General features: G+C 76.2%; 23 protein-coding genes. 14 read left to right on the forward strand and 9 right to left on the reverse strand.

Annotated features, from left to right (window positions below; translation table 11 throughout):
* Window positions 1–20: 20 nt before the first annotated feature.
* Entirely contained in the window at window positions 21–3326 is a 3306-nt protein-coding gene (locus tag ACFC1F_RS00845) for a sacsin N-terminal ATP-binding-like domain-containing protein (protein ID WP_376154744.1), read from the reverse strand.
* 154 nt (window positions 3327–3480) lie between these two features.
* On the opposite strand from ACFC1F_RS00845, the gene ACFC1F_RS00850 reads away from it, so the two are divergent.
* Window positions 3481–3858 (forward strand): hypothetical protein, encoded by a 378-nt coding sequence (locus ACFC1F_RS00850; RefSeq protein ID WP_209412927.1) that lies wholly within the window; start codon window positions 3481–3483, stop codon window positions 3856–3858.
* Between the two features lie 54 nt (window positions 3859–3912).
* On the opposite strand, the gene ACFC1F_RS00855 is transcribed toward ACFC1F_RS00850, so the two are convergent.
* The gene (locus ACFC1F_RS00855) at window positions 3913–4794 is read right to left on the reverse strand and encodes a DUF3027 domain-containing protein (protein WP_148644826.1); all 882 of its coding nucleotides are present in this window, start codon (window positions 4792–4794) and stop codon (window positions 3913–3915) included.
* A 297-nt stretch (window positions 4795–5091) separates the two neighbouring features.
* Here ACFC1F_RS00855 and ACFC1F_RS00860 point away from each other — a divergent pair, with 297 nt between their 5' ends.
* The 4 genes from ACFC1F_RS00860 to ACFC1F_RS00875 all read left to right on the forward strand — a co-directional run bounded on the left by ACFC1F_RS00860 (window position 5092) and on the right by ACFC1F_RS00875 (window position 9026).
* A complete protein-coding gene (locus ACFC1F_RS00860; protein WP_376154746.1) occupies window positions 5092–6780 on the forward strand; it encodes an MFS transporter in 1689 nt (562 codons plus the stop codon).
* A gap of 117 nt (window positions 6781–6897) precedes the next feature.
* A complete protein-coding gene (locus ACFC1F_RS00865) occupies window positions 6898–7431 on the forward strand; it encodes a hypothetical protein (protein WP_209412926.1) in 534 nt (177 codons plus the stop codon).
* Between the two features lie 10 nt (window positions 7432–7441).
* Complete coding sequence (locus tag ACFC1F_RS00870) at window positions 7442–8188, forward strand: futalosine hydrolase (RefSeq protein ID WP_376154747.1); 747 nt, start codon at window positions 7442–7444, stop codon at window positions 8186–8188.
* Window positions 8181–9026, forward strand: coding sequence for a 1,4-dihydroxy-6-naphthoate synthase (locus tag ACFC1F_RS00875; RefSeq protein ID WP_376154748.1), 846 nt, complete (start codon window positions 8181–8183; stop codon window positions 9024–9026). Before ACFC1F_RS00870 ends, ACFC1F_RS00875 begins: the two co-directional genes overlap by 8 nt.
* 70 nt (window positions 9027–9096) lie before the next feature.
* Here ACFC1F_RS00875 and ACFC1F_RS00880 read toward each other — a convergent pair whose 3' ends face one another.
* Window positions 9097–9480, reverse strand: coding sequence for a cold-shock protein (locus ACFC1F_RS00880; RefSeq protein WP_148643332.1), 384 nt, complete (start codon window positions 9478–9480; stop codon window positions 9097–9099).
* A 463-nt stretch (window positions 9481–9943) separates the two neighbouring features.
* On the opposite strand from ACFC1F_RS00880, the gene ACFC1F_RS00885 reads away from it, so the two are divergent.
* Window positions 9944–10177, forward strand: a complete 234-nt coding sequence (locus ACFC1F_RS00885) for a hypothetical protein (RefSeq protein ID WP_148643333.1) — start codon at window positions 9944–9946, stop codon at window positions 10175–10177.
* Window positions 10178–10253: 76 nt separating this feature from the next.
* Here ACFC1F_RS00885 and ACFC1F_RS00890 read toward each other — a convergent pair whose 3' ends face one another.
* Window positions 10254–10886, reverse strand: a complete 633-nt coding sequence (locus ACFC1F_RS00890) for an HAD family hydrolase (protein ID WP_209412923.1) — start codon at window positions 10884–10886, stop codon at window positions 10254–10256.
* Window positions 10887–10978: 92 nt separating this feature from the next.
* Here ACFC1F_RS00890 and ACFC1F_RS00895 point away from each other — a divergent pair, with 92 nt between their 5' ends.
* From ACFC1F_RS00895 to ACFC1F_RS00910, 4 genes are all read left to right on the forward strand, one after another.
* Window positions 10979–12031: a FecCD family ABC transporter permease gene (locus ACFC1F_RS00895; RefSeq protein WP_376154750.1), complete on the forward strand. Its 1053-nt coding sequence runs from the start codon at window positions 10979–10981 to the stop codon at window positions 12029–12031.
* Window positions 12032–12172: 141 nt separating this feature from the next.
* The gene (locus ACFC1F_RS00900) at window positions 12173–13219 is read left to right on the forward strand and encodes a FecCD family ABC transporter permease (protein ID WP_376154752.1); all 1047 of its coding nucleotides are present in this window, start codon (window positions 12173–12175) and stop codon (window positions 13217–13219) included.
* Window positions 13219–14040 (forward strand): ABC transporter ATP-binding protein, encoded by an 822-nt coding sequence (locus tag ACFC1F_RS00905; protein WP_376154753.1) that lies wholly within the window; start codon window positions 13219–13221, stop codon window positions 14038–14040. The genes ACFC1F_RS00900 and ACFC1F_RS00905 overlap by 1 nt, the downstream gene beginning before the upstream one ends.
* A gap of 61 nt (window positions 14041–14101) precedes the next feature.
* Window positions 14102–15070 (forward strand): ABC transporter substrate-binding protein, encoded by a 969-nt coding sequence (locus ACFC1F_RS00910; RefSeq protein ID WP_376154754.1) that lies wholly within the window; start codon window positions 14102–14104, stop codon window positions 15068–15070.
* 37 nt (window positions 15071–15107) lie between these two features.
* Here ACFC1F_RS00910 and ACFC1F_RS00915 read toward each other — a convergent pair whose 3' ends face one another.
* Complete coding sequence (locus ACFC1F_RS00915) at window positions 15108–16106, reverse strand: zinc-dependent alcohol dehydrogenase family protein (protein WP_376154755.1); 999 nt, start codon at window positions 16104–16106, stop codon at window positions 15108–15110.
* Window positions 16107–16272: 166 nt separating this feature from the next.
* Between ACFC1F_RS00915 and ACFC1F_RS00920 the strand changes: the two genes are divergently transcribed.
* Window positions 16273–16614, forward strand: coding sequence for an ArsR/SmtB family transcription factor (locus tag ACFC1F_RS00920; protein WP_376154757.1), 342 nt, complete (start codon window positions 16273–16275; stop codon window positions 16612–16614).
* 10 nt (window positions 16615–16624) lie between these two features.
* On the opposite strand, the gene ACFC1F_RS00925 is transcribed toward ACFC1F_RS00920, so the two are convergent.
* Window positions 16625–17419, reverse strand: coding sequence for a DUF6597 domain-containing transcriptional factor (locus ACFC1F_RS00925; protein WP_376154759.1), 795 nt, complete (start codon window positions 17417–17419; stop codon window positions 16625–16627).
* Window positions 17420–17510: 91 nt separating this feature from the next.
* Between ACFC1F_RS00925 and ACFC1F_RS00930 the strand changes: the two genes are divergently transcribed.
* Window positions 17511–18122: a TIGR03086 family metal-binding protein gene (locus ACFC1F_RS00930; protein WP_376154760.1), complete on the forward strand. Its 612-nt coding sequence runs from the start codon at window positions 17511–17513 to the stop codon at window positions 18120–18122.
* A 36-nt stretch (window positions 18123–18158) separates the two neighbouring features.
* Here the strand turns inward: ACFC1F_RS00930 and ACFC1F_RS00935 are convergent, their stop codons facing one another.
* Window positions 18159–18758: a TetR/AcrR family transcriptional regulator gene (locus ACFC1F_RS00935; protein WP_209412914.1), complete on the reverse strand. Its 600-nt coding sequence runs from the start codon at window positions 18756–18758 to the stop codon at window positions 18159–18161.
* A gap of 103 nt (window positions 18759–18861) precedes the next feature.
* Window positions 18862–19626, reverse strand: coding sequence for an SDR family NAD(P)-dependent oxidoreductase (locus tag ACFC1F_RS00940; RefSeq protein ID WP_376154762.1), 765 nt, complete (start codon window positions 19624–19626; stop codon window positions 18862–18864).
* A gap of 123 nt (window positions 19627–19749) precedes the next feature.
* On the opposite strand from ACFC1F_RS00940, the gene ACFC1F_RS00945 reads away from it, so the two are divergent.
* Window positions 19750–20385 (forward strand): NAD(P)-dependent oxidoreductase, encoded by a 636-nt coding sequence (locus ACFC1F_RS00945; RefSeq protein ID WP_376154763.1) that lies wholly within the window; start codon window positions 19750–19752, stop codon window positions 20383–20385.
* 16 nt (window positions 20386–20401) lie between these two features.
* On the opposite strand, the gene ACFC1F_RS00950 is transcribed toward ACFC1F_RS00945, so the two are convergent.
* Complete coding sequence (locus tag ACFC1F_RS00950; RefSeq protein ID WP_376154765.1) at window positions 20402–21076, reverse strand: hypothetical protein; 675 nt, start codon at window positions 21074–21076, stop codon at window positions 20402–20404.
* 395 nt (window positions 21077–21471) lie between these two features.
* On the opposite strand from ACFC1F_RS00950, the gene ACFC1F_RS00955 reads away from it, so the two are divergent.
* On the forward strand, window positions 21472–24066 hold the full coding sequence (locus ACFC1F_RS00955) for a helicase-associated domain-containing protein (RefSeq protein WP_376154767.1): 2595 nt from the start codon (window positions 21472–21474) through the stop codon (window positions 24064–24066).
* Window position 24067: the final 1 nt, after the last annotated feature.

The raw sequence follows: 24067 nt of genomic DNA on the forward strand, positions 1-24067 counted from the left end.
GGCGAAGCGGCCGGGCCGGTCTAGCCCTCGAAGTCCCGTGCCGCGGAGAGCTCGTAGGCGCGGTCCGGCTCGGTGAGCGCGGCCAGCACCTCGAACCGCCGGTGCCACTGCCCGACCGACCAGGCCAGGCCGGCGGCCAGGCCCTCCGGGGTGGCGGCGTGCAGCAGCCCCGGCGCCGGCGGCAGCTCGAACTCGTCGTCCTCGTCCGCCTCCTCGGCCGCATCCGGGTCGTACGGCGCCTCCGGCGTGTCCGCCACCGAGTCCCACCGCCAGTCCACCGCGGCCTCGTTGCCGTCGGGGCCGACCACCAGCAGCTCCTCGTGCTCCTCGTACGCCACCGGGCAGCCGGGCAGCAGCTCCCGCACCACGGCGGGGACCCGGTGCAGCCGGCCCTCGGAGAGCACCCGGCCGCCGGCCACCTCGCTGGCCAGCGAGACGTGCAGCCGCTCGGCGAGGTCCGCGGCCAGTGCCGGGGCGACCGGCAGCAGCGGGTACGGGTGCAGGAGCTGGACCAGGTCGGGGGCGTCGGCGACGACCGCCTCGGTGGCGTCCACGATCACCGTGTGCGCCGGGCGGCGACCGGTCTCCGGGTCCAGCGGCGGCAGCGCCCGGACGACGTCCAGCGGATCGATCCGCTCCGCCTCCACCCGGGCCAACGCGCTGTGGATGCCGTGCAGCTGGCGGTGGCCGACCTCGGAGGCCGGATCGGTGAGCCGGTCCAGCACCTCGTCCGGCCCGTGCGGCTCGGCCAGCAGTGCGGTCAGCGTGGTGCGGACGCCCAGCGCGTGCAGGAACTGCTCGTCCAGCGTCGTGCGGGCCTCGTCGTAGAGGCCGCGCAGCAGCGGGTCGGCGCCGGCCGCGCGCAGGCCGGCCGGCTCGCGGCCGTCCAGCACCGGGTGGTCGCGCAGCCACCAGGCGGTGTACGGCGGCAGGTCCGCGTACGAGCCGTCCGGCAGCAGGGCGCGGACGGGCAGGACGACGGCGTCCCGGTACGGCGGGCGGGCCAGCGCGGCCAGCGCCTCGGGCCAGGCGTCGTCGTCCACCAGGTCGAGGTCGCGGACGGCGAGCAGCTCGGCCGCGACCGGCGGCACGCCGACCGCGTCGGCGTCGTCGGCGTGCAGCGCCTCCAGGGCGTCCTCGGCCCACTCCGCGAGGCCGTCCGGCGCCTCGTCCAGCAGCCCGGTGGGGCGGCCGCCGGCGGCGCGGTCGGCGGGGACGGTCGGGTCGAGCCGCTCCAGGTCGTCCGGGTCGAGCACCACGTCCTCGGCGCGGACCAGCACGAAGTCCGCCAGCACTCCTGCCGCGGCCAGGACTTCGGGGCCCCAGCGGTCCACGAGTTCGTCGTCCAGCCAGCCGGCGTCGTCCTCCCGGGCCAGACCGGCCAGCGGGCTGCCGGGCAGGATCAGCTCACCGGCGCGGGTCGGCTCGCCCTCGTCGTCCAGCAGCGCCAGCCGGGCCAGCCACGGGTGCTCGCCGACCGCCGGGGCGGCCGCCTTCACCAGGCCGAGGACGGACTCGGCGAGGTCGGCCGCGGCGTCCAGGTCGTCCTCGGCCAGCTCGTAGGAGCGGGCGACGGCGGCCCGCACCTCGGGGGTGTCCAGGACGCCGGCCGGGGTGGCGGTGCCGGCGCCGAGCTTGGCCAGCAGCGGGTGCGCGGCCTCCGGGTGGGCGAGGCGCAGGTCGAGCAGGGCCAGCGCACCGGCCAGCGACTCCGGGTAGCCGGGGAAGGCCGCCCAGTCGGCGTCGTCGGAGGGCAGCAGGACGCGGCGCGGGCCGGTGACCGTCCGTCCGTCGGCCAGCGGCACCGGCAGCGCGCCGAGCGCCTCCGGGTCGGCCGCGCCGAGCGCCGCGTAGAGGTTGCGCCACCAGGCCGGCTCGCGGTCCAGACCGCCGAGCTGGTCGACCACGTCGGCCAGCGGCACCCGGCGCACGCCCAGCACCCGCAGCTCGCTGCGGCGCTCCAGGCCGGCCGGCAGCAGCCCGGGGAAGACCGGCGCCAGCGCCTCGACCACCGAGCCGTCCGCGCCCTCCAGCAGCGTGGCGTCCCGCGGCCGCAGCGCCGGCGTGCCCTGCTCGACCGGCGCCGGGTGCGGCAGGAACGGCGTGCCGGGCAGCCGGGAGAGGATCGCGGCGCGCAGCGCGTTGTCCAGCGCGCCCTGGCCGAGCGGGCCGGGCACCAGGCCGAGCGAGCCGAGGTCGCCGCCGCGGGCGCGCAGCAGATCGGCGTAGCTGTCGGCGGCGCGCCCGGTCAGGAAGTCGGCGAGCGGGCCGGGGGCGACGTGCCGGCGGGTGGAGTCCAGCGGGTAGGAGGCGATCAGCAGCGCCGGCAGGCCGAGCGGCTCGTCGCTCGGCGTCGGCGCGTGCAGGACCGGGGCGATCCCGGGCTTCTGCGGGGCACCGTCGGCGCCGACCGGGACGGCCCAGGTCACCGTCCAGTACGGGCGGGCGCGCTCCTCGGTGGGGCGGTCGGCGAGCAGCGCGGCGTCCAGCGAGCCGGAGGCGCCGGCGGTCTGCCAGACGGTCTGCCGCAGCCGCCCGCCCGCGTCGTCGGTGACGGTGACCTCGGTGACGCCGTCCGGGCGCGGCTCGGCGGCGGACCGGGTCAGTGTGCGGGTGCCGTCCGGGGTCTCCACCACGACCTCGGCGAGGCCGGGGAGGGTGAGCAGCAGCGCGTCGTCGATGCCGGCCAGCAGGCGGCGGGTGAGGTCCTCGGCGGCGGCGTCGCGCAGCGGCAGCACGACCACCGTGTCGTAGCCGTCGGGCGCCGGTCCCTCGGCGGCGAACGGCAACCGCAGCAGCGGCACGTGGCCGTCCCGGCGGCGCAGTTCGTCGGCGAGCGCCGGCTGCGCCTCGGCCAGCGAGCGGGCCTCGCCGAGCGACCAGCGCACGCCGCCGGCGGAGCCGAGCACGGCCGGCTCGTCGGTGACGGCGAGGACGGCGGCGAAGCCGACGCCGAAGCGGCCGACGGTGGGCTGCTCGTCCGCCCGCTTCGAGGAGGCGCGCAGGGTGGAGAGCGACTCGACGGCGGCGTGGTCCAGCGGCGCGCCGGTGTTGGCGGCCGCCAGCACGCCGTCCGCGAGGGTGAGCCGCAGCCGGCCCGGACCGCCGCCGGCGCGGGCCGCCGCGTCGGCGGCGTTCTGCGCCAACTCGACGACGAGGCGGTCGCGGTAGCCGCCGAGGGCGAGCTCCTCCTCGGCGTTGGCGTCCTCCCGGAACCGGGCCGGGGAGGCGGCCCAGGCGTCCAGCACCCGGCGGCGCAGCCCGGCGCTGCCGAAGTGGTCCGCGAGGTGCTCGTCCGTGCCGCTGCCGATGATCCGAGGTTCCACTGGACCTGCCGCCTTCCGCCGCCCTGTACTTCGTACGGGGGGCATTCTCCCCCGCCCGGGCACCCCCGGCGGACCGGGGTGGGGCCGCGCCTATCCTGGGGCCGCTCCGATGGCCCGGCGAGGGGGGAATCCGATGGCGTCCGACCGTCCACAGGTGTCCGACCGTTCGTGGTACGTCCTGATCGAACGCGACAGGCGGGACTACGGCGACTCCGTCTACTACCGCTGGCAGCTGGCCCCGCCCCAGGAGGCTCCGCTCGGCCGGGAGCAGGCGGTCGAGCTGGCGGAGGAGACGGCCCGCACGTACCTCCCGCGCGAGAGCGGGGAGCCGGCCGGGACACCGGCCCGGCGGGTCTTCCGGCTCCCCGACGGCGGCTTCCTGGTCCAGCTCCACTACCGCGGCTGGAAGCGTCACTTCCGGGTCTCGGTCGGCGAGCTGGTGCACGCCGAGGAGGAGGCCCCGCCGCCCGCCCCGCCGAACCCGCCGCGGGAGGCCGCGCCGCCGAGGCGCGGGCTGTTCGGCCGCCGCTGAACGCCGCCGGCCCGCCCCCTCGACGTGACGGGGGGCGGGCCGGCGGCGGATCGCTCAGGAGTGGCCGAGCTCCTCGGCCGGGGCGTCCGGCTCGACCGAGCCGGAGGTGCGGTCGGGGTGCAGCTGGAGCGGCTCGACCACCAGCTCGTCCAGGATCAGCTCGGACGGCGCCGGCGGGGCCGGGATGACCGCCGCCTCGGAGTGACCGCCGCAGCCGTACGCGAAGGAGACGATCTGGCCGTCGGCCGGGCCGAACTCGTTGCCGCAGACACCGAACGCCTGGCCGAGCGAGCCGCCGATCGGGATCAGGAAGCCGCAGCTGTTGCACGAGGCCGGGGCCGACTGCGCCATCGGCGTCTGCGGGCCGTGCGCCTTCTCCCAACGGTCCGCCGCCAGGTGCAGGCCGAGCCGCGAGAGCACCCGGCTGCGGCCCATGCCGAGCTCCTCGGCGACGGCGCCGATCTGCGCACGCACCGGGGCCGGCTGGATGTGCGGGTCGCTGACGACCACGTCCTCCTCGGCGGCCAGCGCCACCGCGGAGTTCGGCGCCGGCTCGTCCTCGCCGGACCAACCCGGCTCCAGGCGCAGGTCGTCGGCGTCGGTGGGCAGCAGGTCGCCCGGGCCCATGTCGCCGGGGCGCAGCCGCTCGCTCCACGGCACCCACTGCGGGGCGAGCACGGCGTCGGGGCCGGGCAGCAGCACGACCTCGTCCAGCGTGACGTTCTTTGCGCGCGGGGCGCGGGCCACGGTGACGGCCCAGTTCCAGCCCCGGTAGGCGGCGTCCAGGCACTCGAAGGTGTGGGTGACGACGCGGTCGGCGTCCGCCTGGACTCCGAGGTGCGCACCGACGGTCTCTGCTCCGACGGCCTCGTCTGCCGCCTGCCGGGCGAGTTCGACGGCCTCGGCACAGAGCCGGTCGGGGGTACGGCTTCGCATCGCAGCACTCACGGCGTCGATTCTCTCCCAGTTCTTCTGTTGCCCACGGCGTGTTGCCTGTTCCGTCGCGGCTCGGTTTCCCTCGTCCATTCTGCGCGACCACGGGCCGCCTCGGGTACCGGCCGCGCCGCCCGTCAGCTCCGGCCGGCGCCCGGCCGATCGTCGGGCGGACCCTGGGCAGGCTACCCGCCGGTCGGCCACCCGGCACAGTCCGGGGCGGCGGCCGGCGCCGGAACGGCCGCGCCGAGCGAAGCGGAATCCCGCGTCGTCGTCACGATTCTGGGGCAGGATGGGCTTGTGGCGGACGAAAACCCGTCGCAGCATGCACTGCGCGCCTCGCAGGCCGACGGCAGTCCCGACGAGGTGAACGCCGTGCCGCGACAGCAGCCTCCGGTCCTCGCTGCGGGCGAACCGCAGCCGGTGGACACCTCCGCGACGCCCCGGGATTCCGCCGGGCACGTGGACCTCGACAAGCACCCGGACGCGGACTCCCCGGACTCCCCCGGCCCGCTCGACGCCGTCGACGCGCTCGACGCCCTCGACGCGCTCGACCCGCTCGACGAGGAGGAGGAGCCGCGCCGGCACTTCCTCGTCCGCACCGCCTCCGCCGCCGGCTCCCGCACCGGAAAGGTCGTCCACGGCACCGGCCGCCGCATCCGCAAGGCGACCTCCGCCGAGGGCGCCGGCGAGTCCGGCCTCGCCAAACTGATCGAGCTGCACGCGCTGAACTCGTTCGGCGACATGCTGATCACCGTCGCGCTGGCCTCCACCATCTTCTTCTCCGTCCCCACCGGCGAGGCCCGCGGCCGGGTGGCGCTCTACCTGCTGATCACGATGGCCCCGTTCGCCGTGCTGGCCCCGGTGATCGGCCCGCTGCTGGACCGCCTCCCGCACGGCCGCCGGGCCGCGATGGCGACGTCGATGCTGGCCCGTGCGGTGCTGGCGTGGACGATGGCCGGCACCGTGGTCGGCGGCGGGCTGGCGCTCTACCCGGAGGCGCTGGGCGTCCTGGTGGCGTCCAAGGCCTACGGGGTGGTGCGCAGCGTCGTGGTGCCCCGGCTGCTGCCGAGCCGGCTTTCACTCGTGAAGGCGAACTCCCGGGTCACCCTGGCCGGGCTGCTGGCCACCATGGTGGCGGCCGGGGTGGGCGGGCTGCTGCACCTGATCGGGCCGGGGTGGCCGCTGCGCGGCGCCTTCCTGGTCTTCGTCGTCGGCACCCTGATGGCCTTCCACCTGCCGCACGCGGTGGACTCCGCCAAGGGCGAGCAGCGGGCCGTCCTGCACGCGGAGGTGCACGGCGAGGCCGCGGCCGTCCCCGCCGGAGCCGAACCCGGCAGCGGCAGCGGCGCCGGGACCGGGACCACGCAGGCGGCCAAGGCGCCGAAGGCGTCGCTGCGCACCGTCGGACCCTCGGTGATCCTGGCGCTGCGGGCGATGTCGGCACTGCGCTGGCTGGTCGGCTTCCTGGTGATGTTCCTGGCGTTCCTGCTCCGTGACGAGCCGATCGGCGGGCTCCAGCCGACCCTCGCGCTCGGCCTCGTCGCCCTCGCGGCCGGCACGGGCAACGCGCTGGGCTCGGTGCTCGGCTCATGGCTGCGCACCCGGGGCTCGGAGGCGACGGTCACCGCGATGCTGCTGCTGGCCACCTGCACCACGGCGGCCGCCGCGCTCTGGTACGGCGCGGTGACGGTGGTCCTGGTCGCCGCGGTGTCCGGGGTGGCGGCCTCGCTGGGCAAGCTGGCGCTGGACGCGCTGATCCAGCGGGACGTCCCGGAGTCGGTGCGGACGTCCGCCTTCGCCCGTTCGGAGACGCTGCTCCAGTTGTGCTGGGTGGCCGGGGGCGCGGTCGGCATCCTGCTGCCGCTGAACGGCGTGCTCGGCCTCTCGGTGGCGGCCGGGGTCCTGGGCGTGGTGCTGCTCTGGACGGTCCGTTCGCTGTTCCGGGTGGGGTTGCGGCGCCGCGCCGCCGCACCTCGGGTGGCCTGAGGCCCTCCCCGGCGGGGCAGGGCGGGGCGGTCGTCCCGGGCCGTCGTTCTCCTGCCACAACACGCGGTTGCCCACCCCCGCGTAGCGTGATCGGCAAAGCCCGGTAGCCTCTGACGCATGAGCCTCAGCACCCGTGTCATCGCCGCCCTCGGCGCCGTCGTCGTGATCGGCGCGGCCACGGTCGGCACCTCCGTCGCCGTCGCGTCCGGCAGGGACGAGCCCGTCAGCCACCGCGCGACCCTCACCGTCGGCCGTTCCTCGATGGAGGTCGAGCCGTTCTGCTTCAACGACGGCAAGCCGCTCACCGAGGACCAGCAGAGCGAGTGCCAGGACAAGGCCAGCAAGGCCCTGGACGAGGGCAAGCTCCCCAAGTCCGACGTGGTCGCCAGTGACCGGATCGGCGTGGGCGTGACCCCGGACGTGGCCGACCGCGGCTGGTGGGCCAACACCAACGGCGGCGGCCAGGCCTCCGGCGGCCGGTTCATCCTGGCCCCGGCGGCCAAGGGCTCCACGTACTCCGGCTCCGTCGCGGCCTCCCGGGCGCTCAACGCCTCGGGCAAGACCCTGGTCACCGTGGTCGAGTCCGACCCGAAGCAGCCCGACGCGATCTACGGCGTCTGGTACTTCGAGCTGGACACCCAGGACGCCTGACGGTCACCCGGTGACCGAGCGACACACCGGTGAGCAGCCGGCCCCCGAGCGGGGCCGGCTGCTCGTCGTCGTCGCGGTGGCCGCCGAGGCGCAGGCCGTCCTGCGCGGCCTCGGCGGGCCGGTGCGGGCCCTGCCGCTGCCCGGCGGTGAACTGCACCGCGCCGCGCACCCCTCGGGCGTGACGGTGGACGTGCTGGCGGGCGGGGTCGGCCCGGCCGCCGCCGCTGCCGCCGCGTCCGCCGCGCTCTGCGCGCACCCTTACGACCTCGTGGTCTCGGCCGGCATCGGCGGCGGCTTCGCCCCGCAGGCCCCGGTCGGCTCGACGGTGCTCGCCGAGGCGATCGTCGCCGCCGACCTCGGGGCCGAGACCCCCGACGGCTTCGCGGACGTCACCGAGCTGGGTTTCGGGACCGTCCGGCACACCCCCGCCCCGGCCGCCGTGGCGCTCGCCGCAGCCGCCCTGGGCGCCGTCACAGGCACCGTCCTGACCGTCTCCACGGTGACCGGCAGCGCCGGACGCGCCGCCGCGCTGACCGCCCGCCACCCCGGCGCGGTGGCCGAGGCGATGGAGGGGTTCGGGGTGGCCGAGGCCGCCGTCCGGCACGGCGTGCCGGCCTTCGAACTGCGCACCGTCTCCAACCCGGTGGGCCCGCGCGACCGGGCCGCCTGGCGGATCGGCGAGGCGCTGGGCGCGCTGGAACGGGCCTTCGCCGCGCTGCCCTACCCGGAGTTCCTGAAGGAGGCCCGCCGTGGCTGAACAGCTGGGCATCGCCCACTCGCCCTGCCCGAACGACACCTTCGTCTTCCACGCCTGGACGCACGGCCTGGTGCCCGGCGCGGACGCCCCCGAGGTCACCTTCGCGGACATCGACGTCACCAACGGCCTGGCCGAGCAGGGCGGGCTGGACGTCCTCAAGGTCAGCTACGCGGCCCTGCCCTGGGTCCTGGACGAGTACGCCCTGCTGCCCTGCGGCGGCGCGCTCGGCCGCGGCTGCGGCCCGCTGGTGCTCACCCGCCCGGACACCGGCGGCGACCTCACCGGCCGGACCGTCGCCGTCCCGTCCGAGCGGTCCACCGCCTACCTGCTGTTCCGGCTCTGGGCCGCGAAGGCCGTGCCCGGCGGGTTCGGCGAGATCGTCGTGCTGCCGTTCCACGAGATCATGCCCGCCGTCCGGGACGGCCGGGTGGACGCCGGCCTGGTGATCCACGAGGCCCGCTTCACCTACCAGCAGTACGGACTGCACCGCCTCGCCGACATGGGCGAGGCCTGGGAGCAGGAGACCGGCCTGCCGATCCCGCTCGGCGCGATCATCGCCAAGCGCTCGCTCGGCACCGAGCGGCTGCACGCGATCGCCGACGCCATCCGCGCCTCCGTCCGGCAGGCCTGGGCGGACCCGTCGGCCAGCCGCACGTACGTGCTGGCGAACGCCCAGGAGATGGACCCGGACGTCGCCGACCAGCACATCGGGCTGTACGTCAACGAGTTCACCGCGGACCTCGGCGAAGAGGGCTACGGCGCCGTCCGGGCGCTGCTCACCCGGGCCGCCGCCGAGGGGCTGGTGCCCCCGCTCGACCCGGGTGCGCTCGCGTTCTGAGCCCCGCGGCGTTCCGCGCCGCGCGGCGTCCGGGGCCCGCCCGCCCGAGCGCGGCGGGCCCGACCGCGGACTACACGTCGAACTGGTCCGCCACCGCGCGCAGCAGCACGGCCAGCTTCTGGCCGGCCGGCTTGGCCGGGTAACGGCCGTGCTGGAGCCCCGGCAGCACCGAGTCCATCATCGTGATCAAGTCCTGGACGAGCGCCGCCATGTCGTCCGGGGTCTTGCGCTGGGCGGCCGCCACCGACGGCAGCGCGTCCAGCAGCTGCACGGCCATCGCCTGGTCGCCGCGGTGGCCCGCGACCACGCCGAACTCGACCCGCTGGCCCGGCTTGAGCACGGTGACACCGGCGGGCAGCGCCTTGGTGTGGACGAAGACGTCGCCGCCGTCGTCGCGCGACAGGAAGCCGAAGCCCTTCGTCTCGTTGAACCACTTGACCTGGCCGGTGGGCATCTCGAACAGTCCTCGATGTGGGTGTGAGGGATCCCGGCCCTGGCCGGGGATCACTGGGTGGGAGGGTGGGCCGACCTCGACTCGGCGCCCGCGGGGCGCCCATGGTCAGCACGCTGTAGGGAGCAGACTAACGGTCCGTCACTGCCTCATCCGCGTTCCGCGAAGGATCCGTACGGGGCTCTCGCGGCCACGGGCGACCCGGTACTGGCATGGCCGGGGCGCGACTCGGCGCTTTCCACTGGCTCACACCCCCGGTCTGAGGAGACGGGGCGCACCTGTCGCACCCCTCGGCACAGCCTGCATACCCCCGCTCAGCAGGGATCAAAACTCCCAGCGCCCGGGAAACTGCGCAACGTGACCGGACCGCTCGCCTGCGAAGCGGTCCGGCGCGGTCGCCGCCCGGGCGCTCTGCGAGACTGGGGCGGCAGACCGACTCCCCCAGGCCCGCAGAGGAGCAAGCCCAGTGAGCAGCCAGAGCGCCGACCACGGCGACGCCTACGTCAAGGCCGGAGCGATCGTCTTCGGGCTCGGCGCGCTCGCCACGCTCGTCACCTTCGTCCCGCTGTTCCTGCACCTCACGCCGCTGCCTACGGCCGCGTACTGGCTGAGCATGATGATGCCGCTGGGCTTCCTGCTGGCCCTGACCGGGCTGCTGCTCTCCGCCCGCGCCCAGCGCCGCCGGGTCCGCGGCTCCTAGGCTTCCTGACTCCTGGGCTTCTCGACTTCCCTGCTTCCCGGCTTCCCGGCTTCCTGACTCCTGGGCTGCCCGGCTCCTAGGCCCGGCCGGCCAGGTGACCGGCCAGCCAGGCCGGGAACCCGGTGAGGTCGGCCAGCACCACGTCCGCGCCCGCCGCCAGCAGCTCCTCCGCGCTGTACGGGCCGGTGGCCACGCCCACCGCGACGGCGTCCGCGTGCTTGGCGCCGCGGATGTCCCCGAGGTGGTCGCCGACGTAGACGCTCGCGCCGTGCTCGCGCAGCGCGTCGCCCTTGGTCTCCGCCCAGAGGTCGCCCACCAGCGCGTCCGCGTGCAGGCCCGCGTGCTCCAGGTGCAGCCGGGCGTTGGGCTCGTACTTGCCGGTGATCACCGCGACCCGGCCGCCCTGGGCGCGGACCGCCTCGACGGCGGCGTGCGCGCCGGGCAGGGCGACGGTGGGGGCGAAGGCGTGGTCCCGGTACAGCTCGCGGTAGCGGTCGACGGCCGCCTGCAGCCGATCGGCCGGGAACCAGTTGCCCATCTCGTCCGCGAGCGGCGGCCCGAGCCGGGTGACCACCAGGTCGGCGTCGATGTACGCGCCGGTCTCGGCGGAGAGGGCGGCGTAGGTGGCCCGGATCCCGGGCCGGGTGTCCAGCAGGGTCATGTCGAGGTCGAAGCCGACGGTGAGCGGGGAAACCGGGGTGGTGGGCATGTCGTCAGGCTATCCAACGAAGGTGCACAGGCGATTTGCCCCGGCTTCTCCAGGGAACTTAGGTTTGCCTCAGCTATCTGCGAGAGAGAGCCATGACCGACACCACCGCGCCGGCCGCGAGGCCGGCCACCGCTCCCGGCAAGCGGCGGCTGCTGCGCCGCCGAATACTGTGGCTCGTCGCCGCCCTCGTCCTGCTCGCCACGGCCGTCCTGCTGAGCCTGGCGGTCGGCAGCCGCACCATCCCGTTCGGCGAGACCCTGGACGCCCTGCTGCACGGCGGCGACACCACCAACGCCGTCGTCGTCCGCGAACTGCGGGTGCCGCGCACGGTGGTCGGCCTCGCGGTCGGCGCGGCGCTCGGCCTGGCCGGCGCCGTGATGCAGGGCATCACCCGCAACCCGATCGCCGACCCCGGCATCCTCGGCGTCAGCCAGGGCGCGGCGGCCGGCGTGGTGCTGGCCATCTCCGGCTTCGGCATCTCCACCCTCACCGGCTACGTCTGGTTCGGCTTCGCCGGGGCCGTCATCGCCACCGTGCTGGTGTACGGGCTGGCCGGGCGCGGCCGGGGCGGGGCCACGCCGGTCAAGCTGGCGCTGGCCGGCTCGGCGATGTCCGCGTTCATCGCCTCGCTCAACACCCTGGTGCTCACCACCGACGCCGCCGCCATGGACCAGTTCCGGTTCTGGCACGTCGGCTCGCTCTCCGGCCGCACCGCCGACGTGGCCTGGCAGCTGCTGCCGTTCCTGCTGGCCGGCACGGTGCTGGTGTTCGCGGTGGCGCGCGGGCTGGACGCGCTGGCGCTCGGCGACGACACCGCGAAGGGCCTCGGTGCCAGGACCGGCGCCGTCCGGGCGGTCGGCGCGCTCGGCGCCACGGTGCTGACCGGTTCGGCGGTCGCCGCGGCCGGCCCGATCGCCTTCGTCGGCCTGGCCGTCCCGCACGCCGCCCGCGCGGTGGCCGGCGCGGACCACCGCTGGGTGCTGACGTTCTCCGCGGTGCTCGGCCCGGCGCTGCTGCTGCTCGCGGACGCGTTCGGCCGGGTGCTCTTCCCGCCGTCGGAGGTCCCCGCCGGTGTGATGACCGCACTGGTCGGGGTGCCGGTCCTGGTCGCACTGGTCCGGCGTCGGAAGGTGGTGGCGGCGTGAGCGAGCGAACCGTCGAGGGGTGCGCGTTGAGCGAGGCGTCTGCCGGGCGCAGGGAGGTGGGCGCGTGAGCGAGCGCAGCGAGCGAACCGTCGAGGGGTGCGCGTTGAGCGAAGCGTCTGCCGAGCGCAGCGAGGTGGGCGCATGAGCGCCGTGGCTCTGCGCGGGTACACCGTGCTGCGCGCCGGGCGCGCGTCGTTCCTGCTGCACCGGCGTTCCGCCGTGGCGGCCTGCTGCCTGGCGCTGGTGCTCGCCGCCACCGTCGTCGCCTCGCTCTGTCTGGGCGAGTCCACGGTCTCCCCCGGCGAGGTGGTGACGGTCCTGCTCGGGCGGCCCAGCCCGCACGAGCTGGTGGTCGGCGAGTTCCGGCTGCCCCGGGTGGTGGTCGGCCTGCTGGTCGGATCAGCGCTCGGCCTGGCCGGCGCGCTGATCCAGACCGTCGCCCGCAATCCGCTGGCCAGCCCCGACGTGGTTGGCGTCTCCTGGGGCGCCACCGCCACCGTGGTCGGCCTGATGGCGTACGGCGTGGTCGGCTCCGCCGGGCAGGTGCCGTACGCGGCGGTGGCCGGCGGCCTGGCGGCCGGCCTGCTGGTGTACCTGCTGGCCTGGCGGCGCGGACTGCACGCCCAGCGGTTCGTGCTGATCGGCATCGGCGTCTCGGTCGCGCTCTCCTCGCTCACCTCCGTCTTCCTCACCAAGGGGGACGGTTTCCAGGCGCAGGCGGCGAAGGTGTGGATGACCGGCAGCCTCAACGGCTCCGGCTACGACCAGGCCGGATGGCTCGCCTGGGTGCTGCCGGCCGCCGCGCCGCTCGCGCTCTGGGCGGCGCGGGCGCAGCGGTCGATCTCCTTCGACGACGCCACCGCCGTCGGCCTCGGTCTGCGGCTGGACCGGATCCGGCTCGGCATGGCGCTGCTCGGCATCGTGCTGGCCTCCTGCGCCGCGGGCGCGGCCGGTCCGGTGGACTTCGTCGCGCTGATGGCCCCGCAGATCGCGCTGCGGCTGGCCCGCTCGGCGCAGGTCCCGCTGCTCTGTTCGGCCCTGACCGGCGCGCTGGTCGTCGTCCTGGCCGACCTGCTGGCCCGGCGGCTGCTCGCGCCCACCGAGCTGCCGGTCGGCGTGGTGACCGGGCTGGTCGGCGCGCCGTACCTGATGTGGCTGCTGATCCGATCCCGCCGTGGAGGCTCCTGATGACCGTTCCCCCGGTGCCCGGCCACCGTCTCGAAGCCCGCGGCCTGACCCTCGCCTACGAGGCGCGCACGGTCGTCGAGGGGCTGGACCTCGTCGTCCCGGACGGCCGGGTGACGGTGATCGTCGGCCCGAACGCCTGCGGCAAGTCGACGCTGCTGCGCGCCCTCGGCCGGCTGCTGAAGCCGGTGCGCGGCGCGGTACTGCTGGACGGCGCCGAACTGGCCCGCGTCCCCACCAAGCGGATCGCCCAGCGGATCGGCCTGCTGCCGCAGTCCCCCACCGCGCCCGAGGGCATCTCGGTGGCGGACCTGGTCTCGCGCGGCCGCCAGCCGCACCAGAGCTGGTGGCAGCAGTGGTCGGCCGAGGACGAGCAGGCGGTGGCGGAGGCGCTGGAGCGCACCTCCACGGCCGAACTGGCCGAGCGCAGCGTCGACGAGCTGTCGGGCGGCCAGCGCCAGCGGGCCTGGATCGCGATGGCGCTCGCCCAGGGGACGGACATCCTGCTGCTGGACGAGCCGACCACCTTCCTGGACATCGCCCACCAGGTGGAGGTGCTGGACCTCGTCCGGCGGCTCAACGTCGAGCGCGGGAGGACGGTGGTCGCCGTCCTGCACGACCTCAACCAGGCGGCCCGGTACGCGGACCACCTGGTGGCCATGCGCGACGGGCGGATCGTCGCCCAGGGCGCGCCGGGCGAGGTCGTGACGGCGGAGCTGGTGCGGGAGGTCTTCGGGCTGTCCTCGGTGGTCGTCCCGGACCCGGTGACCGGCACCCCGCTGGTCGTCCCGGGCGCGCCGTGGGCGGTGAAGGCGGACGCCTAGCGGGCAATTCGGACATAATCGACGCGCCCGCGCCCGTGTGCCCATCCACCGAGGACCGCCGATGCCCCCGATCGCCCGCCGCGCCCTGCTCGCGGGGCTCGGCGCCGCCGCCCTCGGCGGCTGCGCCGTACGGCACGCCGCCCCTCCCGCCGACGCCGCGACGGGCACCGTGACCCCGAGCCCGGAAGCGGTGCCCAACGTCACCGTGAACACCGCGACGGGGCCGGTGGTCGTCCCGGGCGCGCCGATGCGGGTGGTCACGCTGGACACGGGGGAGCTCGACTCGGCCCTCACTCTCGGCATCACCCCGGTCGGGGCGGCCCTGGCGCCGCTGGACTCCGGCTTCCCCGACTACTGGCCCCTGTCCCGGCTCAGCGGGATCACCCGGGTGGGGTCGATCGGCTCACCGGACCTGGCGGCCCTCCGCGCCGTCCGGCCGGACCTCGTCCTCTCCAACCAGACCAGCGACGGCGCCCGGTACGACCAGCTCCGCGGGATCGCCCCCACGGTGCTCACCCAGACCACCGGCGCCCCCTGGAAGGCCAACTTCCAGGTGCACGCCCAGGCGCTCAGCCGCCAGGAGGCGGCGGCGGCGTTCGTCTCGTCCTACCAGCGGCACGTCTCCCAGGTGGTCCAGGCGCTGTCCGGCGCCAGGGCCTCGGGCCGGAAGGTCAGCCTGGTGCGGTTCGTCCAGGGCGGCGGCATCCGGCTGTACGGCAGGCAGACCTTCCCCGGCACCGTCCTGGCCGACGTACAGCTCGGCCGGCCGGATGCGCAGAACGTCGACCAGTCCGACTTCGAGATCCCCGTCGACCAGCTCGCCAAGGCCGACGGCGACCTGCTGGTGTACGCCACCTACGGCGACCCGGCCGGCACCGCCGCCGTCCTGGCCACCCCGGCCTGGCAGTCCCTCGGGGCGGTGAAGGCGCACCGGGCCTTCGAGGTGGACGACCAGCTCTGGTTCCAGGGCAACGGCTACACGGCCGCCAACTACGTCCTGGCGGAGTTGCAGCGCTTCCTGGGGGCGTGAGCGGGGCGGCCCGGGCAGGACCGCCCCGGCCGAACCCTCAGTGGTCGACGGTCACCACGATCTTGCCCAGCTGGTTGCCCGCCTCCATGTACCGGTGCGCCTCCGCGATCTCGGCCAGGCCGAAGACCCTGTCCACCACCGGTGTGAACGCCCCGCTGCGCAGCCCCGAGGCGACGAACGCCTCCGCCCGGCGCAGCCGTTCGCCGTCCCTGGTGATCTCGTGCAGCGTGTACGTGCGCATGTTCAGCGCCGGCATGCCGAGTTCGAAGCCGGGGTAGGGCGTCGGCTCGCCGCTCAGGGCGCCGTACAGGAACAGGGTGCCGCCGGGGGCGACCACCTTGGCCAGGTCGAGCACGCCGCGGCCGGCCACGGCGTCGAAGACGAACTCGGCACCCCGCCCCCCGGTCAGTTCGCGCACCCGCCCGACGACGTCCTCCTCCTCGGTGACGATCACCGCGGCCGCACCCGCCTTGAGCAGGGCGTCCCGCTTGGCCTGTGTCCGGGTGGTGGCGATGGGCACCGCCCCCACCCGGTGGGCGAGTTGGATCGCGGCCAGGCCCACGCTGCTGGAGGCCGCCGTGATCACCACGGTGTCCCCGGCGCGCATGCCGCCCACGTCGACCAGTGCGCCGTAGGCGGTCAGGTACGGCATCCAGACCGCGGCGCCCGCCACCGCGTCGAGCCCCTCGGGACGGTGGACCACCGCCGCCGCCGGAACGATCGCGCGCTCGGCGTAGACGCCGTAGTCGTTCATCGAGAACGCGGGCACCACACTGACCGCCTGCCCGGACTCGAAGCCGGCCACGCCCGGACCGACCACCTCGACCACACCCGCGGCCTCGGAGCCGAGCCGGGCGGGGAACTCCCGGACCGGCTCGATGTAGACGCCGCTGCGGAACAGCACCTCGGCCCGGTTGAGCCCGATCGCGTCCACCCGGATCAGCAGCTCGCCGGGGCCGGGCGTGCCGACCTCCGCGTCCTCCAGCCGCAGCACCTCCGGCCCGCCGTGTTCGTGGAACCGCACCGTCCTGGCCATCGCGCCCGCCCCTTCCGATCGCTGACGGCGGCCCGGGAACCGTCGGCCGCCGCAGATCACTGAACCTGAAAGTACGTCAGCTGTCAAACTTCGATGTCTGTCGTACTTTGATGCAGGCCATACTCTGACCAACCCCGTACGACGAGCCACCGGAGATCGGAGCGAGATGGCGACCACACGGCGCAGCGGACAGCAGGACCGCACCCCGCCCCACCCCGACCTCCGGGAGGTCACCCTCCAGCAGGTCCTGGAGGCCGTGGTCGACCCGGTGCGCCGCCTGATCGTCGGCGGGCTGTACGCCGCCGGCGAGGACCTCGCCTGCGGCACGATCGAGCTGCCGGTCAGCAAGTCCACCGCCACCCACCACTTCCACGTGCTGCGCGAGGCCGGGCTCATCCGGCAGTACTACGTCGGCACCTCGCGGATGAACGCGCTGCGCCGGGAGGAGTTCGAGGAGGCGTTCCCCGGGCTGCTGCACGCGCTGATGGCCGCGCACGAGCGGGGCTGAGCCGCCCCGGTCACCGGCCCCCGGCGTAGCGGGCCGGCGAGAGGCCCACCGCCGCCGTGAAGTCGCGGGTGAAGTGGGCCTGGTCGGCGTATCCGAGCTCGGCGGCCAGCGCGGCCCAGTCCACATCCGCCCCCCGGTCGGCGCGCTGGGCGGCCTCGTGCAGCCGGGCCCGCCGCAGCACCCACTTGGGCGCCGCGCCGACGTACTCGGCGAAGAGTCGCTGCACCTGGCGGACGGTGACGCCGAACTCGGCGGCCAGCTCGTCCACGCGGCGCAGGTCCGCCGAGCCGGTGACGCGCTCGACCATCGCGGCGGCGAGCTCCGCCTGACGGTCCGCCACCGGGGCGGGCAGCCGGGCGAGCAGGAAGGCGTCCACCAGTGCGGCCGGCTCCGCGGCTCCGGACAGCACCTCCTCGTTGAGCAGGTCGGCGGCGGGCCCGAAGACCCCTGCCGCCGGCACCGACCGGTCGGCGAGCCCGGCCACCGGGCGGTCGGTGAACGGGCGGAAGCCGCCCGGCCGGAACTTGACCCCCAGCACGTGCCCCGCGCCCTCCAGCCGGCGCACGAACAGCGACCGGTCGACGCCGTAGACGCGCGCCCGCGGGGCCTCGAACACCAGGTGGACGTTGGGGTGGGCGAGCACCTTCTGCTCGTGCGCGGGCAGCCCGCGGCGGTCCCACCGGACCAGCCAGTAGAACTCGACCAGACGCGCCAGCCCGGGAGCGGGCCCGTACCGGTCCAGGTGGACCACGCCCGCCGCCCTTCCGGGGTGGAGCACCCCGCGGCCGAGATCAGGACCGTTCATGCCGCCAGGCTAGGACGTGCCGCCGACAGCAGGGGCGCCGTCGTCGCGTTTCTTCAAGACCCGGCGCCGCCACCCCGCGCAGGATCGGGCCATGAACGGTCATGCACTCCACCCCCTCATGGCTCAGGCCGCCGCGGAGGCCGCGCGCATCGCCCGCGGCGTCCGTCCGGAGCAGCTGGACGGACCCACCCCCTGCACCGGGTTCGACACCCGGGCGCTGGTCAACCACTGGGTGCTCTACACCTCGCACGGCCTGGAGCACCGGGCCCTGCGCAAGGACCTGCCGCAGGACCTCGTCGAGCGCGACTTCACCGCCGACCCCGCCTGGGCCGACGCCTACGCCGCCCAGTTGGAGCGGGCCGTCGCGGCCTGGGCCGACCCGGCGGTCTGGGAGGGCGACGTGGACCTGGGCGGGTCGCCGATGCCCGCCGCCGCCATCGCCCGGATGCTGGTCCTGGAGCTGGTGCTGCACGGGTGGGACGTCGCCCGCGCGACCGGCCAGCGGACCGGGGCCGGGGCCGGGGACGAACTGGCCGGGGCGGTCCTCGGGATCGTCGAGGAGTTCGCCGCGCTCTTCCGCCAGTACGACGGGTTCGACGGCCCCGTCGCCGTGCCCGCCGAGGCCTCGCCGCTCGACCGCGCGCTGGCCGCGTCGGGCCGCGACCCGCAATGGGCCCCGGCCCCGGCGGCCGCGTCCGCCTGAGCCCCGCCCCCGACGCCCGCGCGGGCCTGCGACCGGTCAGGCCGCAGGCCCGCCCAGCGCGCTCCGGACCAGCCGGGTGACGGCCGGAACCGCCGTCCGCAGGTCACCGTCGGGGCCGGCCGTCTCGCCGGCCAGCGCGTCGAAGGTCTCGAAGCCGGTGAGCACGAACAGCAGCGCGGCCGCGTCCTGCGGTACGCCGTCGAGCCGGGCGGCCAGCACCCGGGCGCCCTCGCGGCGGCGGGCGTCGCGTGCGGCGATGACCCGGCCCACCTCCTCGTCCAGTGCGGCCAGCGCGCGCAGCCGGCGGGTGCAGACCCGGTCCACCGCCCAGAAGCCGCCCATCACCTCGACGAAACGGTCCACCGCCGGCCAGGGCCCGGGCAGCGTGAACGCCTCGGCGAGCCGCGCCATCCCGCCCTCGGCCGCGAGCGCGTCGCAGACGGCCTCCAACAGGCCCGTCTTCGAGCCGAACTGGTAGTAGACGGTGGCCCGGGCGACGTCCGCCCGCTTGGCGACCGCGTCCAGCGAGAGCGTGCCCGTCCCGGCCAGCTGCCCCCGCGCGGCCGCGACGATCCGCGCGCGCGTCTCGTCCACGTCCGCCTGCCGCTGTCCCATCCGGTAGGACCGGGGGCTCATCGCGCTCGCCTCCACTCGCTCGTCCCGCCGCCGGTGCAACGACGGTCGGACCTCTCGTGAACAGGCAGTATCCCCGATGGGCCGGCGCCCCGGGCGGGGGGCGTCAGACGATGACCCGGCCGCCGCTGACGTCCAGCGTCTGGCCGGTGATCCACGAGGACGCGGTGGACGCCAGGAAGAGCGTGGCCGCCGCGACGTCGGCCGGTTCGCCGAGCCGGCCGAGCGGGTGGGCCGCGGCGACGGCCGCCTGCACCTCGGGCGGCATGACGGCGGCCGTCCGCTCGGTCCGGACGGCGCCGGGCGCGATCGCGTTGACCCGGACGCCCTCGCCCGCCAGCTCCAGGGCGAGGTGGCGGGTGTACATCAGCACCCCCGCCTTGGCGGCCGCGTACGCGGCGGAGGAGCCGCTGGGCAGCCGGCCGGCCGTGGAGGCCATGGTGACCACCGAGCCGGCGCCGCGTTCCAGCAGGCCCGGCAGGAAGGCCTGGACGGTGAGGAAGGTGGCCGTGAGGTTAGCCTCCAGCACGGCGCGCCAGTGCTCCTCGGTCTCCCGGACGGTCGGCACCGGGTAGCCGTCCCCGCCGGCGAAGGCGGCGACGACATCGACCGGGCCGAGCCCCTCCTCGATCCGGTCGGCGGCCCGGGCGAGCGCGGCGGCGTCGGTGCAGTCGGCGACCAGGCCGAGCGCCTTGGCGCCCAGCTCGCGCAGCTCGCCCTCGACGGCGGCCAGGGCCGTCCCGTCCCGGCCGAGGACGGCGACGGCCGCACCCTGCCGGGCGAACGAGCGGGCGGTCTCGGCGCCGATGCCGCGGCTGCCGCCGGTGATCACGACGACCTTGCCGGACAGGTCGGGGTACTGAACTCGCATGTCCCATCACTCCCTTGAGCCGAACTGTGTGGTTCACTGGGTTCAGTCATACAGCCTGTCTGAATGAATCGGCAAGGGCAGACCCCCGAACGGACCTCGGGGCCGCCCGCAAGGAGGAACGCGATGAAACTCGCCGTCGTCGGCGCCGCCGGCCGCACCGGCCGCCTGGTCGTCGACCTCGCCCTGGCCGCCGGGCACACCGTCACGGCCGTCGCCCGCACACCCTCCCGGCTACCGGAGTTCGCGCACGGCACGCCGCACATCGTGCAGGCCGACGTCCACCGGCCCGGCTCCCTGCGCGAGCCGCTGACCGGCCAGGACGCGGTGGTCTCGACGCTCGGCACCACCGGCCGGGCCGCCACCACGGTCTTCTCGGACGGCGCACGGGAGCTGGTGGCCGCCGCGCGGGCCGGCGGGCCGCGGCACCTGGTGGTGATGGGCTCGGCGGGGCTGGAGACCGGCCATCTGCCGTTCGCCCAGCGGGTGGTGTCCCGGCTGGTGGTCGACCGGCTCTACCGGGAGATCCACCGCGACCTGGCCCGGATGGAGGCGGTCCTGGAGGACTCCGACACGGCCTGGACCGTCGTCCGCGCCCCGATGCTCAAGGACGGGCCGCCCGCCGCCGGCCCCCGCGTCTCGTACGACCGCCCGCTCCCCGGGGCGGGCACCGCCACCCGGGCCACCATCGCGGCCTGGATCGTGGGGCACCTCGGCGCACCCGAGACCTTCCGCCGCCGGGTCACCATCGCCGACGACTGACGGCCGGGCCCGCGGCTCACCCCTCCGGGCGGGCCCGCCGCTTGAACGCCACGGCCAGCAGGAACAGCGCCGACAGCACCGCGGCCACGCGCAGCACGCCGGGCGCGGCCGACCAGGCGACCTGGCCCGCCTGCTGGCCCGGCTGGAGCGCCCCGCCCCAGCGGCCCTGGGACCTGCCCCAGAACCAGACGGTGGTGGCGCTCATCGTCATCAGGGGAATGCCGAGGATGCCGACCTTGCGGGTGAAGTCGGTGAGCCGGCTGGACAGGTAGCCGAGCCCCCAGCCGACCAGCATCACCACGAGCTGGCTGCTGACGGCGCCGCCGAGCAGCGTCACCGCGGCCAGCAGCAGGAGCGGGGAGGGGCGGCGGCCGGCCATCGCGGACGGTTTCGGACCAGCCGCGGCGCCGGCGTCGGGCGCCGCATCGGGCGTGGCGGCCTGCGGCGGGGGCGCCGCCCGGCCCTTCCTCCGCTTCCTGCCCTTGTCCTGCGCGGCGGCGGGGGCGGCGGGCGGGGTCTGCGCAGGGGCGTCCTCGGCGGCGGTCCGCTGCTCGGGGATCGGCTTGACGGCCGGGCCAGGGCCGTCCGAGAAGTCCAGCGACACGAGGGACCAGTCGCCCGCGTTCACGGCCGTGAAGGGAGCCGGCACGGCGTCCGGATCGGCGTCCGCGTCCGCGATCGGCTGCGGCACCCAGGGCGAGCCCGGGTCGTCCGCGGCCGGCGAAGGCCGACGTCCGGACGGCGGCGCGGACGGCGGCGCGGACGGCGGGCCGGCAGGCGGTCCGGTGACCGGCCCGGCGGACGGCGGCGCGGCCGGCGGATCGGCGGGCCGCGGCGGCACCGCGGGCGCCCCGTCGGCGTACACACTGTCCTCGCCCTCCGAGCCAGTGCCGCCGTCACCGCCCCCCGGCGGCCCGCTCCACGGCCCCCGCTTGCGCCACCACTCGCCGTCCGACATTCGCCCCACACCCCGCCTCGCCCGTGCCGCAGCGGCCGTCGTGGGGCCGCCGGTCAGACGGTACCCACCCCGACCGGGGCCACGCCGACCGGTCCCCACCGTGCCCCCTCCCGACTAACCTAGGTCGAATGACCACACAGCAGGGCCCCCAACGCACCGGCAAGGCGCCCGCCGGCCCGCGCACCCTCGCCGACGAGCTCCGCAGCCGCGCGGACGACGACCTCGCCACCCTGCTCCGGTCCCGCCCCGACCTGCTCAACCCCGTGCCCGGCGACCTCACCCAGCTCGCCGCCCGGCTCTCCTCCCGCGCCTCCGCACTGCGCGCCCTGGAGCGGCTGGACCGCTTCACCCTCCAGGTCGCCGAGGCGCTGGCCGCCGCCCCGGACGGCGCCTCCCCGGCCACCGTGAAGGCGCTCCTCACCGGCCCGGCCAGGGTCAAGCCGCACCCCGGCGCCACCCCGCTGACCACCGCGGACCGGGCCGCCGTCACCGCCGCCCTCCCGCGCGCGCTCGCCACCCTGCGCGACCGCGCGCTGCTCTGGGGGCCGGAGAACGGGCTGCGCCTGGTCATCGCGGCCCGCGAGGCGCTCGCGCCCACCGCCGCCAACCCCGGCCGCACCGGCCTCGGCCCGACCCTGGCCGACGCCACGGTCGGCATGTCCCCGGCCCGGCTCCAGCAGTTGCTCGCCTCGGCCGGGCAGCCCGCCACCCCGGACCCGGTCACGGCCGTCGCCGCGCTCACCGCGCTGCTCGGCGACCGCGCCCGCTGCGACGCCCTGCTCGCCACCGCGCCCGAACCGGCGCTGCGGCTGCTGGACCGGCTGGTCTGGGGCCCGCCCACCGGCACCGTCCCGGACGCCACCCGGCCGGTCACCGCCGAGGACGCGCAGAGCCCGGTCGAGTGGCTGCTGGCCCGCGGCCTGCTGCTGCCCAGCAGCCCCGGCAGCGTCGTCCTGCCCCGCGAACTCGCCCTGCACCTGCGCGGCGGCCGCACCCACCGCGTGGTCGAGCCGGTCCAGCCGGAGCCGGCCCCGGCCGCCGCCCCGCGCGATCCACAGGTTGTGGACAAGGCCGCCGCCGGCCAGGCGCACACCGCCGTCCGGATCGTCGAGGAGGTGCTCGACCTCTGGGGCCTCAACCCCCCGCCCACCCTGCGCGCCGGCGGCCTGGGCGTCCGCGACCTCAAGCGCACCGCGCAGGCCCTGGAGACCACCGAGCAGCAGACCGCCTTCTGGCTCGAACTCGCCTACACCTGCGGCCTGCTGGCCCCCGACGGTGAGGCCGACGAGCGCTGGGCGCCCACCCCGGCCTACGACGGCTGGCTCCAGCAGGACACCGCCGACCGCTGGGCGGTGCTGGCCGGCGGCTGGCTCACCGCCACCCGCGTCGCCGCCCTCACCGGCTCCCCGGACGGCAAGGGCAAGGCACGGGCCGCGCTCGGCCCCGAACTGGACCGCACCCTGGCCCCGTCGGTCCGCCGCGCGGCCCTCGCCCTGCTCGCCGAACTGCCGCCCGGCACCGCCGCCACCGCCGGCGAACTGCTGCCCACCCTGCGCTGGCAGCGCCCGCTGCGCGGCGGCCCGGTCACCGGCCAGGCCCCCGCCACCGGCCAGGGTCCCGCCGGCCAGACCCACACCGGCCAGGCCCACACCGGCCAGACCCACGCGGGGCAGGAGCCCGCCGGGCAGACCCACGACCTGCGCGACGACCTCACGGCGTGGACCCTCGCCGAGGCCGAACTGCTCGGCGTCACCGGCCGCGGCGCCCTCGCCTCCCACGCCCGCGCGCTGCTCACCGCCGAGGCCGACCCGGCCGAGGTGCTGGCCCCGCTGCTGCCGCAGCCGCTGGACCACGTGATCCTCCAGCCGGACCTCACCGCGATCGCCCCCGGCCCCCTGCTCACCCCGCTCGCCCAGGCGCTCGCGCTCTGCGCCGACATCGAGTCCAAGGGCGGCGCCACCGTCTACCGGTTCACCACCGCATCCGTCCGACGGGCCCTCGACGCCGGCCGCACCGCCGCCGACCTCCGGGCCTTCCTGGAACAGCACTCGCGCACGCCCGTCCCGCAGCCGCTCGCCTACCTGATCGACGACGTCGCCCGCCGGCACGGCATCCTGCGGGTCGGCGCCGCCTCCTCCTACCTGCGCTGCGACGACCCGGCGCTGCTGAACGAGGTCCTGGCCGACCGCCGCTCCGTCGACCTGCGGCTGCGCCTGCTCGCCCCCACCGTCCTCGCCGCCCAGGCCGCGCCGGACGTACTGCTCGCGGCCCTGCGCGGCATGGGCTACGCGCCCGCCGCCGAGTCCGCCGAGGGCGACGTGCTGATCACCCGGCCGGACAGCCACCGCACCCCGCCGCGCGCGGCCCCCGTCCCCGTCCCGGACGGCCCGCCCACGCCCGACGACACCCTGCTCGCCGTCGCCATCAAGGCCATCCGGGCGGGTGACCGCGCCGCCACCGCCGTCCGCCGCGAGCACACCCCCGACCCGCGCCAACTCCCGCGCACCCCGGCCGCCGAGACCCTCGCCGCACTGCAGACGGCCGTGCTGCTCGGCGAGCGGATGTGGATCGGCTACCTCAACGCCGAGGGGCTCTCCAGCCAGCGGATCATCGACCCGGTCAAGGTCGAGGGCGGCTTCGTCACCGCCTTCGACCACCACGCCGACGAGCTGCGCACCTTCGCCCTGCACCGGATCACCGGCGTCGCCGAACTGGAGGAGTGAC

Origin of the sequence: Kitasatospora sp. NPDC056181 (assembly GCF_042266225.1) — a bacterium.
Classification (GTDB): domain Bacteria; phylum Actinomycetota; class Actinomycetes; order Streptomycetales; family Streptomycetaceae; genus Kitasatospora.